11 protein-coding genes are annotated in these 16068 nt (G+C 69.5%); 6 read left to right on the forward strand and 5 right to left on the reverse strand.

Annotated elements, in window-relative coordinates:
- The 3 genes from VFK57_18810 to VFK57_18820 form a co-directional block, all read left to right on the forward strand.
- Nucleotides 1–322, forward strand: a 322-nt coding sequence (locus VFK57_18810; GenBank protein ID HET7697772.1) for a helix-turn-helix transcriptional regulator, incomplete at its 5' end; no start/stop codon positions are given.
- Nucleotides 315–2906, forward strand: coding sequence for an ABC transporter permease (locus VFK57_18815; GenBank protein HET7697773.1), 2592 nt, complete (start codon nucleotides 315–317; stop codon nucleotides 2904–2906). The genes VFK57_18810 and VFK57_18815, both read left to right, overlap by 8 nt.
- 70 nt (nucleotides 2907–2976) lie before the next feature.
- Nucleotides 2977–5040, forward strand: a complete 2064-nt coding sequence (locus VFK57_18820; protein ID HET7697774.1) for a sulfatase-like hydrolase/transferase — start codon at nucleotides 2977–2979, stop codon at nucleotides 5038–5040.
- An 87-nt stretch (nucleotides 5041–5127) separates the two neighbouring features.
- Here VFK57_18820 and VFK57_18825 read toward each other — a convergent pair whose 3' ends face one another.
- Nucleotides 5128–8100 (reverse strand): carboxypeptidase regulatory-like domain-containing protein, encoded by a 2973-nt coding sequence (locus VFK57_18825; protein ID HET7697775.1) that lies wholly within the window; start codon nucleotides 8098–8100, stop codon nucleotides 5128–5130.
- A 385-nt stretch (nucleotides 8101–8485) separates the two neighbouring features.
- Nucleotides 8486–10345, reverse strand: coding sequence for a sulfatase-like hydrolase/transferase (locus VFK57_18830; protein ID HET7697776.1), 1860 nt, complete (start codon nucleotides 10343–10345; stop codon nucleotides 8486–8488).
- Between VFK57_18830 and VFK57_18835 the strand changes: the two genes are divergently transcribed.
- Nucleotides 10335–11312 carry a hypothetical protein gene (locus VFK57_18835; GenBank protein ID HET7697777.1) on the forward strand — a complete coding sequence of 326 codons (978 nt, stop codon included), beginning with the start codon at nucleotides 10335–10337 and terminating at the stop codon, nucleotides 11310–11312. The two genes, VFK57_18830 and VFK57_18835, sit on opposite strands and share 11 nt — an antisense overlap.
- Nucleotides 11313–11438: 126 nt before the next feature.
- Here the strand turns inward: VFK57_18835 and VFK57_18840 are convergent, their stop codons facing one another.
- Nucleotides 11439–13883 carry an ABC transporter permease gene (locus VFK57_18840; GenBank protein HET7697778.1) on the reverse strand — a complete coding sequence of 815 codons (2445 nt, stop codon included), beginning with the start codon at nucleotides 13881–13883 and terminating at the stop codon, nucleotides 11439–11441.
- A gap of 125 nt (nucleotides 13884–14008) precedes the next feature.
- Between VFK57_18840 and VFK57_18845 the strand changes: the two genes are divergently transcribed.
- A complete protein-coding gene (locus VFK57_18845) occupies nucleotides 14009–14347 on the forward strand; it encodes a hypothetical protein (protein ID HET7697779.1) in 339 nt (112 codons plus the stop codon).
- Here VFK57_18845 and VFK57_18850 read toward each other — a convergent pair.
- Nucleotides 14344–14709: a hypothetical protein gene (locus VFK57_18850; protein HET7697780.1), complete on the reverse strand. Its 366-nt coding sequence runs from the start codon at nucleotides 14707–14709 to the stop codon at nucleotides 14344–14346. The genes VFK57_18845 and VFK57_18850 overlap by 4 nt on opposite strands.
- 20 nt (nucleotides 14710–14729) lie before the next feature.
- Here VFK57_18850 and VFK57_18855 point away from each other — a divergent pair, with 20 nt between their 5' ends.
- Complete coding sequence (locus tag VFK57_18855; GenBank protein ID HET7697781.1) at nucleotides 14730–15788, forward strand: hypothetical protein; 1059 nt, start codon at nucleotides 14730–14732, stop codon at nucleotides 15786–15788.
- Here VFK57_18855 and VFK57_18860 read toward each other — a convergent pair.
- Nucleotides 15785–16006 (reverse strand): hypothetical protein, encoded by a 222-nt coding sequence (locus VFK57_18860; protein HET7697782.1) that lies wholly within the window; start codon nucleotides 16004–16006, stop codon nucleotides 15785–15787. The genes VFK57_18855 and VFK57_18860 overlap by 4 nt on opposite strands.
- Nucleotides 16007–16068: the final 62 nt, after the last annotated feature.

Genomic DNA, 16068 nt, shown 5'->3' on the forward strand with positions numbered 1-16068 from the left:
GCCGGCCGCGCCACCACACATGCGCTACATCACCTACCCCACCACGCTCGTGCTGCAGGCGATCGCCGATGGCGCCCGGTACGGCTTCGACATCGCCGACCGCACCGGGCTGCAGACCGGCACCGTCTATCCGGCGCTGCGGCGGCTCGACGATCTCGGCTTCGTGCGGTCGCAGTGGGAGAGCGAGAAAGTGGCGCGGCGCGAACAGCGCCCGGCGCGGCGCTACTACGAGATCACCCGGCAGGGAACCGCCGCGCTCGACACCGCCGTCAAACGCTTCGCAGGGCTCGGCCGCGTCCGCAGGCGGGAGCGCCATGCCTGATCTGCCGCGCTGGATCGTGCGCGCCGCCTCGCGCCTCGCCCCGCGCGCCCGCCGCCGCGACTTCCGCGCCGAGTGGGAAGCGGAGCTCGCGACTGATCCGTCGCTGTCCCGCGCGCTCGGCGCCCTCGCCGATGCCTGGTTCCTCCGTCGCCAACCCTGGACCGCCGACATGATCCTGCAGGACGTCCGCTACGCATGCCGGTTGATGGCGCAGCGTCCCGGCTTCACCGCTGCCGTCGTGCTGACCCTCACGCTCGGGATCGGCGCCAACACTGCCGTGTTCACCGTCGTCAACGCCGTATTGCTGCGCCCGCTGCCCTTCGGCGAACCGGACCGGCTCATGGCGTTGTGGGAGAACGATCGCCTCAACGGCAAGCCCCGGTACTTCGCCGCGCCCGCCAACTTCAAGGACTGGCAGGATCAGACCCGCGCCTTCGAGCAGCTCGCCGCATTCAGGACCGAGTCGGCGAACTTCGCCGCCGACGGCGACGCGACTCGCGTGCCGGGCGCGGTGGTCACCGCGAACTTCTTCGAGACGCTCGCGGTCCGCCCGCTGCTGGGCGACGGCTTCAGACCCCAGCACGGCGAGATCGGGCAGCATCGCGTGCTCGTCTTGAGTTACGACATCTGGCAGCGACACTTCCACGGCGACGCCGCCATCGTCGGCCGGCAGATCGATCTCGGGTTGCCGCAACCGTATCGCGTCCTCGGGGTCATGCCGCGCACCTTCCGCTATCCGGAGCGCGAGACCGGCTACTGGCGGGCGCTGGCGATGCACCCCCAGACGCTGGCGAACAGGTCGCTGCACTTCCTGTCGGTCGTCGGACGGCGCCGCCCCGGCGTCACGCCGGAGCAGGCGCAAACCGACATGAACGAGATCGCGCGGCGGCAGCAGGCCGCGTATCCCACCACGAACGATCAGCGCGGCGTGACGCTCGTGCCGCTCATGGAGCAGATCGTCGGCGACGTCAGGAAACCGCTCTACACGCTCGCCGCCGCCGTATTCATGGTCCTTCTGATCGGTTGCGCCAACGTCGGCAACCTCCTGCTGATCCGCGCCGCCTCGCGCCGCCGCGAGCTGGCGCTTCGCTCGGTACTGGGCGCGGATCGGCTGCGGATCGTCCGGCAGCTGTTCGTCGAGGGGCTTGCGCTCGCGGGCGCGGGGGCGGCCGCCGGCCTCCTGCTCGCCGTCTGGGCCACGGCCCTGCTGCGCCAGCTCGCATCGGCCTATGTTCCGCGGATCGCCGATGCCGCCGTTGACGGGCGCGTGCTCGCGTTCGTCGCGGCGATCTCGGTGATGGCAAGCAGCCTGTTTGCGCTCACCCCTGCGCTGACGTCCGGCGCCCGCGACATCCGCGACGCGCTGCACGCGAACACCGCCGCCTCGGCCGGTGCGGGCCGCGCCGTCCGCCGGCTGCGCGGCGCGCTTGCCATCGCGGAACTTGCCATGGCGTGCGTGCTCGTGCTGGGCGCGGGTCTCGTGCTGAAAAGCTTCTGGCGGCTCCTGCAGGTCTCGCCAGGGTTTGCCACCGAACGGATTCTGAGCGCGCGGATCGAGCTGCCGCAGTCCCGGTACCCTGACGGCCCGCAAATCATGCTTTTCTACGAGACTCTCTTCGAGCGGCTGCGGCAGGTCCCCGGCGTGGAGGCCGCCGGCGGCACGAACGCGCTGCCGCTGGAAGCGTCCGGACCGACGACGTGGCTCACGATCGAAGGGCAGCCGCGCCCGCAAGGGGAACCGCCCGAGGTCAACTACCGGACCGCCAGCATCGATTACTTCCGCGCGCTCGACGTTCCAGTCCTCGCCGGCCGGTCCTTCACGTCAGAGGACACGGCCACGTCGCTGGTCACGGCGGTCGTCAACCGCACGCTGGCGGACCGGTTCTTCAACGGCCGCGATCCGATCGGCCAGCGCATCAGGATCGGGCCCAATCCGAAGGGGGCATGGCGAACCATCGTCGGCGTGGTCGGGGACATGCGGCAGTCCGGGCCGGAGGCGCCGGTGCAGCCGGAACTCTATCTGCCGATCGCCCAGGACACCTACGCCTTTCTGACGCTGGCGATCCGCACGCAGGCGGAGCCCATGACCCTCGCGGCCACGCTTCGCGACGTCGTCCACTCGATCGATCCGAAGCTCGCGGTCATCGACGCCACGACGATGGAGCGGATCCTGAGCGAGCACGTGGCCAGCCGGCGGCTGCTCATGGTTCTCCTCGCAGTCTTCGCCGGCGTCGCGCTGATGCTGGCGCTCATCGGCATCTACGGCGTGATGGGCAGCGCCGTGTCGCAAAGGACCAACGAGATTGGCGTGCGGATGGCGCTCGGCGCCGAGCGCGGCGAGATCATGATGATGATCCTGCGCGACGGCGCACGCCTCGGCGTCGCCGGCCTCGCGCTCGGCCTCGCGGTCTCGCTGGCCGGGACACGGCTGATCGCCTCCTCGCTGTTCGGCGTGACGCCCACCGATGCACCCACCTACGCCGTCGTCGTCGCGCTGATGCTCGTCGTCGCCCTGTTCGCGTGTTATCTACCGGCGCGGCGGGCCGCGCGAGTCGATCCGCTCAGCGCGATTCGCGCCGAGTAGATCTGCCCTGAGGGCCGCAGCTCCCCACAGCCACGCAATCGACCCGAAGCGGACAGATCCATAATCTCTTGTGACCCGTGAGTCCTCCCTGGCTTTGAGCGCGGCCGCCTGTCTGCTGCTGACGGCGTGCAGCGGCCGCCCGCCATCCGCGCCGGTCAGCAAGCCCAACGTCCTTCTCGTCACCATCGACACGCTGCGTGCCGATCGCCTCGGCCGCGGGCTGACGCCGGCGCTGGACGCGCTCGCCTCGCGGGGGGTGCGATACGCGACCGCGCGCGCGACCGCGCCGCTCACCCTGCCGTCGCATGCCTCGATCCTGACCGGCACGCTCCCGCCCGAGCACGGCGTTCGCGTCAACGGCGTCGCACTGGCCGTGCGTCCGACGCTGGCGCGCGCCTTCGCGGACGCGGGGTATCGGACCGGCGCGTTCGTCGGCGCGTACGTGCTCGATCGGCGGTTCGGCTTGTCGGGCGGCTTCTCGATCTACGACGACCGCATCCCCCGCGATCCGTCCGGCGCCGCGCGTCTCGAGGCGGAGCGGCGCGGCGACGTGGTCGTCACCAGCGCGCTGGCGTGGCTCGGGCAGGCGAGCGCACAGCCCTTCTTCGCCTGGGTGCATCTGTACGATCCGCACGCGCCGTACGAGCCGCCGCAGGAGCACCTGGCGCGCGCCCGCGGCAGCGCCGCGGCAGCCTACGACGGCGAGGTCGCGTTCGCCGATGCGCAGGTCGGCCGATTGCTCGAGTGGCTGCGCACGACAGGAAACGACGCGACCACGATCGTCGCCGTCACCGGCGATCATGGCGAGGGGCTCGGCGATCACGGCGAGGCGACGCACGGCATGCTCGCGTACGATTCGACGCTGCGCGTGCCGCTGGTCATGGCTTTCCCCGCCAATCTGGATCTGCCGGCGGGAGTCGGAGCCCGCCGGCAGAGCACGATCGAGCAGCCGGTATCGCTGGCCGATCTCGCGGGGACGCTGCTGCAGGCGGCGGGTGTCAGCGTGCCGGCGGGGATGCGTCCGGGTCCGCTCGGGAAGGATGGCGAAGCCTACGCCGAGTCGAAGTATCCGGAATCCGCCGGGTGGCACGACCTCTCAGCGCTGGCGTTCGAGCGCTGGAAGGTGATCGCATCGTCAACCGTGGAGCTCTACGATCTCCAGACGGATCCGGACGAACGGCGCAATCTGGCGGGCGAGAAACTCTCCGTCGTCGACGGCGCGCGCCGGCGGCTCGCGGCGCTGCGCGCCGCGGCGGGATCGTCGGCCGCGGTGCCGGCCGATGCCGCCGATCGCCTTCGCGCCCTCGGCTATGTCTCCGGCTCGCCTTCGCCGATCACCGGCGACGCTCCGAATCCGGCGTCGGTGATTGCGGCGTGGAACTCGTTCGAGCGCGAGCTGACGCGGCTCACGTCCGGTGACGCGCGTGGCGCTCTGCCCGGCCTGGCGCAGCTCGCGCGCGCACACCCCGGCTCCGGTGTCTTTCAAGGGACGTACGCGAGGGCGCTGACGGAGACGGGCCGGGCGGCGCAGGCGGTGGACATCTATCGCCGTCTCGTCGCACGGCAGCCGAATGACGCCGCGATGTATCACGACCTGGCGGTAGCGGCGGCGGCGGCGGGAATGACCGGTGAAGCGCTGCGCGCGGAGCAGGCGTCGCTGGCGCTGCAGCCCTCGAATGCGGCGGCGTCGAACGGTCTCGGCCTGTTGTTGATCGAGGCGGGCAAGCCGGCGGAGGCGGTCGCCGCGTTCGAGCGCGCCACGCAGGACGATCCGTCGAACGCGGTGTTCTGGGCGAATCTCGGCAACGCGCGCCGCGACAGCGGCGATGCGGCCCGCGCCGAGCAGGCCTATCGCGCCGCGCTGGATCGCGATCCGCGATCCCCCGACGCCGCCAACGGCCTCGGCGTGCTGCTCGTGCAGCAGCAGCGGCCCGCCGACGCGATTCGCTGGTTCGAACAGGCGCTCGCGGGATCGCCGAAGTTCGTCGAGGCGCGGCTCAACCTGGGGATTGCGTATCAGGAGACGGGACGGCGCGATGCGGCGAGTGCCGCGTACCGGCGCGTGCTGGCGGATGCGCCGGAAGGCTCTCGTGAGCGCGGCGCCGCGGAGAAGCTGCTCGCGTCGCTGAAATAGCTGCCGGCGGCCAGCTTCCGGCTGCCGGCCTGGCCGCGGCAAGAGGAAGGGCCGGCTCGCTTGCGCGATGCCGGCCCTCGGATCATCTTAGAAACTGAACCTGAACCCGATCTGACCGACGCGCTGCTCTCCGGCCTGGAAGTCGCCGGCGAAGGTGGTCGGCTGCATGAACGAGGACAGGGCTGCTCCCGCGGTCGAGAACTGGCTGGTGTTGAACCCGCCGGGGTTCTTCGCGTTCAGCAGGTTGAAGACCTCGCCGATCAGCTCCACGCGGCTGGAGCCGACGAGCCGCAGGTTGTAGGAGACGCGCAGGTTCATCTGCGTCCGCCACGCGCCGCGGCTGCAGTTCCAGGTCTCGCAGGTGCCGGTCTCGTCGTAGGTGGCGGTGGTCCCGTCGAAGCCGGTGAACTTGTAGGCCTTCGCCGAGATGTCGTTGGTCACCGCGTTGCTGTTCAGATCGCGCCCGTCGATGGTGGCGATCGGGAGCGGCGAGCGGAACGTGAAGATCGGCGAGATGGTGACGCCCCGCACCAGGAACACGCCGGCGAGGGTGCCCGAGTGACGCGCGTCGGTGCGGCCCGTCGGACCCCACGTGCGCGGATCGTCGTAGAGCAGCGCGACGTCCTGGATGTTGTTCTGGTTCAGTTCGTCGGCCGCGGTCCCGATGTTGCTCTTCGACTCGGCGAGCGTGTAGGTCGCGGTGAGGTCGACGCCGCGCGACATGCGGCGCTTGATCCCGGTGATCAGCCCCTTGTACTCGCTCTTGCCGCGGCTGATCGCGCCGCGCGTGCCGATGCCGTTGGGCTGCAGGCCGAGGAACGCCAGCTGTCGCGGCGCCGTCGACGGCGTGTTGATCTGGCGCGCGTTGATCGCGGCGCGCGTGCCGAGGTCTCGCCCTTCGTTGCGCACCACGTCGACGGTGAACACGGTGCTCGGCGACAGCTGGTGCGACCAGCCGAAGGCGAGCTGACGCGTGTAGGGCAGCTCGAACCGCGGATCCAGCCACTGGCCGAAGAGCGGCAGCGCGCTGGTGTTCACCTGGTTCTGGCTGGCGATATTCGAGATCGGCTGACCGAAGCGGTAGAAACTGCCGTCCGGGTTCTTGATCCCGGCAGTGTCCGTCACCTGGAAGATCGCGCCGAACCCGATGCCGGTCGCGTCGACCGCCGGGAACAGCACGTTGGCGTTGGTGTAGCCCATGTCGTAATAGATGCCCCAGCCGCCGCGGACGACGTCCTGCCCGTTGCCGCGCACATCGAATGCGAAGCCCACCCGCGGCTGGATGTTGTCGTAGTCGTCCTTCGGATCCTTGCCCCAGTTCTCCGCCCCCTTGATGCCGGCGTTGAGGCCGGCGCGGCCGGCGGCCTGGATCTTCACGTAGTTGGGGTTCTTCGACTGATCGATCTGGTACCCGGTGATCAGGTCGTAGCGGAGGCCCAGATTCAGCGTCAGCCGGTTGTTCACGCGCCAGTCGTCCTGGAAGTAGCCGGCGTACTGCTTCAGCGGGATGTTCGCTTCCGCCAGACCGCCGTTGATCGACACCCCGGTGATGATCCCGTTCAGCGTGTTGTCGCCGTGGTTGTAGGCGTAGTCGTTGGTCCCTTCGGTGAACGTCAGGTAGAGGCGCGGCTCGTTGATGAAGTTCACGCCGGCCTTGAAGTCGTGGCCGACGCCGCCCCAGCCCGCCCTGCTGAAGGAGAAGTCGTTGCGGAACTGATACTTCTTCTGCTGCGTCGCCTGCGGCGTGTTGGTGTTCTGGCCGACGCGGACGCCGTTCTGGAACGTGTGCTGCGGATCGCCGCTGTTGGCGGTGATCGCGTTGGCGAAGTCGGCGTACTGGAAGATGAACTCGTTCAGCTTGCCGCCGCCGAGCACCCAGTTGTGATTGAGGTTGATCGAGTTGAACTCGTTGGTGCTCTGGCCCCAGTTGTTCGGCGCGCGCAGCCCGCTCGCGCCGTACGGCTGCGAGTTGTTGTTCCGGCCGTAGCGCACCGCGAGGTACTGCGACGGGGTGATGTTCGACGTCATCTTGCCGGTGAACAGGTTCTCGCGATACGGCGTCGGCTGCGGGCCGTCGAACTCGGGGAACAGCCCCAGCGTGTTCACCACCTGGAACGTGTCCTGCTGCGTCCGCTCGAACGCCGCGAAGTAGTGCGCCTTGTCACGCGCGATCGGGCCGCCGAACGATCCGCCGTACTGATACCGGCGATAGTCCTGCTTGCCGTTCGGCGTGCGGCCGGCCGCCTTCGCGGCCTCGTCGGCGCGGCGCTCGCTTTCGGTCAGCGCGTTCATCGACGTGTCGCGGAACAGCGTGAACCAGCTGCCGCGCAGGTCGTTGGTGCCGGCCTTGGTGACGATGTTCATCACGCCGCCGTTGCTGCGGCCGTACTCGGCCTTGTAGCGCGAGGTGACGAACTGGAATTCCTGGATCGCTTCGAGCGGGAAGAGCTGCAGCAGGCCGCCGACGGTGTCGTCGTTGTTGTCGCCGCCGTCGATCTGATAGTTGACGTTGCGGCCGTTGCCGCCGCCGATCTGCGGCGAGTACTGCGTGCTCTTGGTCGGGTCGCTGTGGAACCCGAGCATGACGCCGGGGATCGTCACCGCCGCGTTGGCGAACTGCCGGCCGTTCAACGGCAGGCTCTCGATCCGGCCCACGTCCACCACGCCGCCCACCGCTGACGTCGTCGTCTGGATCAGCGGCGATTCGGCCGTGACGCTGACGTTCTCGGAGACGCCGGCGACGTTCAGATCGATGTTGATGTCGGTCTGCTGGCCGACGTTGACGATCACGCCCTTGCGCTCGTACGGGGAGAAGCCCGAGAGCTCGGCGCGGACGTCATACGTGCCGACCGGCAGCGCGGTCAGGCGGTAGATCCCTTCCGCGTCGGTGACTTCCGTCCGGGAAAAGCCGGTGGCGGCGTTCTTGGCCGTCACGGTCACGCCCGGGACCGCCGCCTTCTGGGCATCGACCACGCGACCCTGGATGTTCCCGGTTGTCTGTTGCGCCGCGGCGGGGACGCCGAGAGCGATTGCGCAGACCGCAATCAACGCAACGATCATTCGTTTCATTACCTGTAGCCTCCAGAATTTGAGAGAGCCGCGGCCCGATTGGACCGTGGGACGAACTACGGTAGCAAGCCGTGAACCACGGCGGCTGGGATGAACGACGGCTGCAACGTGATGAAAACAAAGCCCGTCATTCGTCCCACCCGCAGCGGCGTCGCAAAGCCCGTCAGTGAATCCACTTTTTTGAATCGCCACGTCCCGAAAACCGTTCCGCGAGCCCGAAAGGAGCCAGACCCGGGTCTGACCCCTTGTGTCCTCGTTTGCGGTCGGTCAAGAAGGAGCGAAACGACGCGGGTCTGACCGCTTGTGTCCTCGTTTGCGGTCGGTCGAAAAGGAGCCAGACCCGGGTCTGACCCCTTCTGTCCTCGTTTGCGGTCGGTCAGCGGAGGCTGGCGAGGAGGCGCTCGACTTCCGGTCGCTGCGGGGCAGTCGGCGGGAGGCGACGAAGCAGCTCGCGCGTTTCCCGCTCCGCCTCGGCGCGGCGGCCGGCGCGCGCGTAGGCGAGCGCCAGGCCGAATCGGCCCTGATGGAGATCGGGATCCAGCGACAGCGCGCGCTGGAGGTGGGGGATGGCGGCACCAGGCTGACCCGAATCGGACAGGACGAGGCCGAGATTCGCGCTCACGACGGCGTTCTCGGGTTCGATCGCCTGGGCGGCCGTCAGCGTCCGGGTGGCGGCGACGAGATTCTTCGCGGCTGTCTGGCAGCCGGCGAGGCCCAGATACGCGTCCGCACCGGGCACCCCGGCGCCGATGGCGGCGTTGAACCGCGGAATCGCGTCACGGCAGCGCCCGCTCTCCATCAGCACGTATCCAAGACGCAGGCTGGCCTGCGGATTCGCCGGATCGGCGCGGAGAATCTCGCGCAAGGCTCCCTCGAGCGCGGATCCCTGCAGCTCCCCCGAGGCGACGCGGGCGATCTGCGCCGCGAGCTCGCGCCGGTCCTTCGGATCGGGCCGCTCGCCGCCGCCGTCGCCGCGCCCTCCGGCATAGCCGAGCGCCTGCAGCCGCGCCCTGGCTTCGCGATCCTCCGGCGCGCTGCGCGCCGGCAGCGCCGCGCCCGAGATCGCCTCGACCTGACGGGCGAGATCGGCGGCCGCCGTCGGCTGCGACGAGATCACGTTCTGCGTCTCGCCGGGATCCCGCTGCACGTCATAGAGCTCCGGCTTCGGCGCCGCGATGTACTTCCACCGCCCGCGCCGCATGGCGCGCAGCGGCGCCCAGCCGAAGTCCAGCATCGGCGCGAACGACTCCGCGTACAACGCGCGGTCGCCGGACGTGACCGGCACGAAGCTCCCCCCTTCGGGCCGGAGAATCGCCTGCCCATCGGCGTCGAACGGCCCCAGCCCGGCGATCGCCGCGATCGTCGGCGCGACGTCCACGATCGACACCGGATCCGCACTCGCCTGGCCGCCTGCGATCCCCGCGCCGCTGAAGACGAGTGGAATGCGCAGCGTCGTGTCGTACGTGAACACGCTGTGGCTCACCTCGCCGTGTTCTCCGAACGCCTCGCCGTGGTCTCCGGCGACGACGAACAGCGTCCGTGCGCGATCGAACCCGAGCCCCGTCAGCAGGCGCGCGATCTGCGCGTCCGCTTCGGCGATGTCCGCGTCATACCGCGCCAGCGCGGTGCCGCCTGCGCCCGGACGCCCATAGGGCGCGTGCGGCTCGAACAGGTGGACCCACAGGAAGATCCGCTCGGATCGCTTTCCCGCGACCCAGGCCAGCGCGTCGTCGACGACCGCGCGTCCGGGCCGATCGTTGGCGATCCGGCCGCGATCGTCGCGCGGCATCTGGTCGCCGTAGTGCGCGAACCCCTTGATCAGTCCGAACCGCCGATCGAGCGGGAATGCGCCGACGAATCCCCCGGTGGCGTACCCGGCGCGCGCGAACGCGTCCGCCAGCGTCCGCGGCTCGAGACTGACGCGCATCCCGTTGTGCCGGCCGCCGTGCCCGGGGGGATAGCGGCCGGTCATGAGGCTGGCGTGCGAGGTCAGCGTGATTGGCGCCGTGGCGTAGGCGCGATCGAAGCGCGCGCCCTCCCGCGCGAGGGCGTCGATCGCCGGCGTCCGCGCCGCGCCGCCGTAGGCGCCGACGCGATCCGCACGCAGCGTGTCGATCGTGATCAGGACGACGTGGCGGCGTGCGGGCGGCGCGGCGGGGGGCGCCGGCTCAGCGGTGCAGCCGGACGCCAGCGCGGCAAGCAGCGTTACGATGAAGGGGCGCACGATGCCCGACATTCTGCACATTCTCAATGGCGACGCTCCCCGGCCGGCGATGGAGCAGTCGAGTGTACCCGGGACGCTGAGCGCCTGGCCAGACGTGCTCCACGATGGCCCCACGCCGCTGGTGACCGGCGAGGCGTGGATCGACGCCCGTTGCGGCCGGCTCGCGTCGATGACCGCGGAAGACGACGCGCGGATGCGGGAGCGGTATCGCGCGACCGATGCGGTGCTCGAGTCGTGGCGCGATCGCGACGAGGTGGTCTTCTGGCTCGAGCACGACCTGTTCGATCAGCTGCTGCTGATCCGCCACCTCTGGTGGCTGACGACGAACGCGGACGAGCGTTCCCGCCGCGGCACGCGCTTCTCGCTCGTCTGCGGCAGCGACTACATCGGGATGCTGAAGCCGGATCAGTTCCGGCCGCGCTTCGACGCGCGGCAGCCCATCACCCCGGAGCAGATCGCCATCGGATCCGCGGCGTGGGAGGCCTACTGCAGCGGCGAGCCGTCGCGGCTGCTGCCATTCGCGAGCGGGGAAGACGCCCGGCAACAGCGTGCGCTGCCGTTTCTCTCCGCCGCCATCCGGCGTGTGCTCGAAGAGTTTCCTGCCGCGTCGAACGGCCTGGCGCGCAGCGAGCGGCAGATCCTGGAGGTTCTGTCGGAAGGTCCGCGCACGCCCGAGCAGGCCTTCATCGCCGCCGCGCGCATGGAGGAGGCGATCTACATGGGAGACCTGAGCTTCTGGACGATCGTCGAGTCGATGCGCGACGCCCCCCATCCGCTCGTCACGATCGACGCCCAGGAGCGCCCCGGGCGGCTGCCCGACGGCGAACTGCGGATCACCGGGACAGGGCGGGCGGTGCTGGCCGGCCGCGCCGACCACGTCGCGCTCAACGGGATTTCGCGCTGGCTCGGCGGGACGTTCCTGTCTGCTGATCGGGTGTGGCGCTGGACGGGGTCTTCGCTGCTGCCACCAGCTCCCTGATCCGGGTGCGGCGCAGCACCGCGCGTTTGCGGTTGATCTGATACCGGGACTTGTCGCCGTTGATTCTGGACATGGTCCGTATCTTATCCGTTACCCCGCCGTCGCGCCCTTCCTTCCGGTCACGTGCTATTCCGCGCGCAGCGCGAGCATCGGATCGACCTCGGTCGCGCGCCGCGCCGGCAGATAGCTCGCCGCGATCGCCACGATCGCGAACAGCAGCGCCGCGCCGCCGAAGGCGATGGGGTCGAGCGTGCTGACGCCGAACAGCAGGCTGCGGAGCAACTGGGCGCCTGCCGCGCCGAGTGCGAGACCGAGAACGATGCCGGCGCCGGTCAGCAGCGCCCCCTGCTGGATCACCAGTCTCAGCACCTTGCCGCGATCCGCGCCGAGTGCCATGCGGATGCCGATTTCACGGGTGCGGCGGTTCACGGAATACGACGTGACCCCGTAGATCCCGATCGCCGCCAGCAGCAGAACGACAACGCCGAGCGTCGCGGCGACGGCGCCGGCGATCCGCTGCGGAATGAGCATGAGCGCGGTGACCTCTTCGAGCGGCATGGCCGAGGTCACCGGCAGGCTGGGATTCAATTCCCGCACGAGCGCACGCACCTTCGGGATCATTCCGCCGGCGTCGGACTTCACCACCAGCGAGACGCGCGACATGAAGTTCTGCTTCAGCGGGATGTAGACCATGGGCCTGACGCGTTCCCCGAGCGTGTCGACCTGCGCGTCCGGCGCGATGCCCACGACGGTGATCGTCCGCGCCGGGCCGAAGCCGCGGTAGTCGAACTGGCGCCCTACAACGTCTGTCGTCTGCCACACGCTGCGCGCCATCGTCTCGTTGATGATGATCGCCCCCGGAGCGGCGGCAGCATCCTGCTCCGTGAAATCGCGGCCGCGCACCAGCGGCATCCGCAGCGCGGCGAAGTAGCCGGGAGACACGATGTTCCAGTCGGCGCGGAACGAGTCCTCCCCGTTCGGCGGCTGAAGGCCCGGGACGCGCAGCGTGCCGAACCCCATGCGGCCGCCGTCGAGCGGCAGATCGGCGGCATAAGCGGCGTGGCGCACGCCGGGCATCGCGCTGACGCGGTCGCGCAGACGGTCGGCGAAGGCCAGCGCGTCCGGCTCGCGATAGCCGCTCAGCGAGAGATCGAGCATCACCACCTCGACGTTGGTCTGGTCGAAGCCGGGATCGATGCTCGCGGCGCGGCCGAGCGCACGAACGAAGAGTCCGCCGGCGATGACGAGGACGAGCGACACCGTGACCTGCGCCACGATGAACGCGCTTCGCAGCCGGAAGTGTCCGGCGCGGGTCACCTCTTCGGATTTCAGCGCCGGCACCAGTTCCGGGCGCGACGCCTGCAGCGCGGGCGCGAGGCCGGAGAGCACCGCGGCGACGAGTGAAATCGTCACGGCGAAGGCCGTCACGCGCCAATCGACGACGAAGTCCATTCCCACCGGAACCGGCAGCGTCGGCAGCACGGCGAGGAGCAGACCGGTGAGCCACTGCGTGAGCACCAGGCCCAGCGCGCAGCCGGCGACGAACAGCACCAGTGTTTCGGTGATGAGCTGACGCACCAGCCGGCCGCGATTCGCGCCGATGGCGAGGCGGACGGCGATCTCGCGGCGCCGCGATGTCGCCCGGGCGACGAGCATGCCGGCGATGTTGACGCACGCGGCGAGCAGCACGAGCGCGACGATCGCGAGCAGGACGCCGAGGAAACCTGCCACCGCATCGGTTCGCCCGGGCACGACCCCGCTCTTCGTCACCCGGTACCCGCGCCCGCGGTTCGCCTCGGGATACTCGCGTTCGAGCGTCTGGCCCAGGCTGCGCAGCTCCGCGTCGGCGCGAGCGATCGTGACCCCGTCCTTCAGCCGTCCGCCGAGGATGATCCAGGAGGCGCGGCGGTTGGTGAACATGTCGCGGCCGAATCGAGGCGAGGCCAGCGCCGCGAGGTTGAGCGGCACCCACGCGTCCGATCGGAGAATGGTGGTGCCCTGGAAGCCGGGCGGCGTGACGCCGATGATGGTGACGGGGCCGGCGTTGAACGACACCGTCCGGCCGACGGTGTCGGGGGCGCCGGCGAATCGTCTCTGCCACAGCTCGTAGCTGATCACGACGACCGGCGCGCCGTTCTCGCGGTCGTCGTCGTCGGTGAAGAGGCGTCCGGCGGCGGGAACGGCGCCGAGCGCGCGGAAGTAGTTGCCGCTGACCGGCATGCCGTAAATCCGTTCCGCCTCTGCGCCGTCCGAAAGGCTGATGGCCTGCGGCTCGCCGCGGTACGCGTAGAGTTCCGACAACGTCGTCACCCGCTCGCGCAGATCCTTGTAGTTGGGGTACGTGGCGGTATCGAAGCCGCTGCCGTTGGTGGTGCGCCCGATGTCGACGAGGCGGGCGGGATCGGCGAGGCCGGGCAGCGGCCGGAGCAGGATGGCGGTCGCAACCGAAAAGATCGTCGTGTTGGCGCCGATGCCGATCGCCAGCGATAACGCCGCGGTGGCGGTGAACAACGGACTGCGCCGAAGCAGCCGCAACCCATACCGAACATCCTGCCAGGCCGTGTCGAACAAGCGCCCTCCTCGTGGGTTCCTACGAATACCTTCGTATATACGGACGCGGATGGAAAAAGTTAACAGTCGAGATCACCGATCCCCGACCGGCATGTCCCTTGCCTCTTCTCCTCGAGGAGGCTCCCATGCCACGCGGAGACAAATCGGCCTACACCGACAAGCAGAAGCGCAGGGCGGAACACATCGAGGAGGGCTACGAGGAGCGCGGCGTTCCGGAAGCGGAAGCCGAGCGCCGCGCGTGGGCCACGGTCAACGCCATGGATCACGGCGGCAAGAAGAGCGGATCGGGACGCGGACGCCGCACCAACAAGGCGCCGGCGCGCAAAGGCGGACGCAAGGGCGGGCGCGCGGCCAAGTCACGCGCGTCGGCACGGAAGACCTCGAGCCGCTCGGCGGGCCGCAAGACGTCGGGCCGCTCGCCTGGACGCAAGACGGCGCGCCGCGCGTCGTCCAGGAAGCGCTAGGGTTCGCGGCCGCGCAGCCGGTTCAGGTGCGGCAGGCTCCGCTCCTCGAGGAGCGCCACGAGCTGCGGATCGAGGAAGTGATACCGGTCGCGGATCTCGAGGCAGACCAGACGGGAGATCGCCGGATGCGCCGGGAACAGCCGTGCGAGATCCCGGGCCTGCTGATCCTCCATGACGAACACGACATCCGCCCAGTCGAGCATGCGCGCGTTCACACGGACGGCCGCTTCGGCGCTCGTCCCCGCCGAGCGCACGTCGAGCGTCGGATCGCGGGCGAACAGCCGTTCCGCCGTCGCGCTGCGCCTGCGATTGAACTGGCAGATGAAAAGCGCGCGGACCGGAGCCTTCGACGCGGCGCCCATCGTCGGGTAATCTTAGCAGCATGAGCTTGACCTCGAAGGTCCTCGCCGCGCTGTCGATCGGCGCGGCGCTCGCGACCATACCGTCACCCGACCAACAAGCGTCCCCCGCGGCGTCCCCCTCGGGCGTCGAACGTCACCTGCGCAACGTCCGCCAGCTCACCTTCGGCGGCGAGAACGCGGAAGCGTACTTTTCCGCCGACGGCAGCCGGCTCATCTTCCAGTCCACCCGCGAGGGGGTGCCGTGCGATCAGATCTTCACGATGAAGCTGGACGGATCGGACGTGAAGCGCGTCAGCACCGGCAAGGGGCGCACGACGTGCGGCTACTTCTATCCCGGCGGCAACGACATCCTGTTTGCGTCGACCCACAAGGACGGCGACGCCTGTCCGCCGAAGCCCAGCTTCGAACGCGGCTACGTGTGGCCGATCTACGACACCTATGACATCTACCGCGCCAGCGCCGACGGCTCGAACCTGCGGCCGCTGACGGCGACGCCCGGCTACGACGCCGAGGCGACCATCGCGCCCGACGGACTGATCGCGTTCACCAGCCTGCGCGACGGGGACATGGAGATCTACACGATGCACGGGGACGGGTCCGGCGTGAAGCGGCTGACGAACAGCCCGGGCCCCGACGGCGGTCCGTTCTTCTCGTGGGACGGCACACGCATCGCCTACCGGGGGCGTCCGCTCTCGGCCGGCGCGGAGCTGACCGACTATCTGGCGCTCCTCAAAGAGCACCTCTGGCGGCCGACGAAACTGGAGCTCTACGTGATGGATCGGGACGGCGGGAACCGGGTCAAGGTGACGTCGCTCGGGGCTGCCAGCTTCGCGCCCTCCTGGCATCCCGACGGCAAGCGGCTGATCTTCTCGTCCAATGTGAAGGATCCGCGCCAGCGGAACTTCGACATTTTCCTCGTGAACGTGGACGGTTCGGGGCTCGAGCAGGTCACGTTCAACGACACGTTCGACGGGTTCCCGATGTTCTCGCCCGACGGCCGCCACCTCGTCTTTGCGTCGAATCGCAACGCCAAAGGGGAGGGGGAGACCAACGTGTTCGTGGCCGACTGGGTCGACTAGGCGTCCCGCTTCTCCTCGTCGAGGTCCACTTGCCAGTCGGCGAGCGGCTGCGGGCCCGGGCGGATGTCGGCGATGTCGGGATCGACCCCCGGAGGAAGATCGGCACGGTCGGCGCCACGCTTCCGATCGGCCAGGCGCGCCGCCTTGTCATTGCGCTTAGCAATGCGGGCCTGTTCGCGCTGCCGCTTGTTCGTGGTTGGTCTGGAACGGTGTGCCATGGTCATCTCCTCCCCGCCCGCCCGAGGGCAGGTTTTAACCGCCCGTATTCATCTGAGACACA

This window comes from Vicinamibacterales bacterium (genome assembly GCA_035699745.1).
Classification (GTDB): Bacteria; Acidobacteriota; Vicinamibacteria; order Vicinamibacterales; family 2-12-FULL-66-21; genus JAICSD01.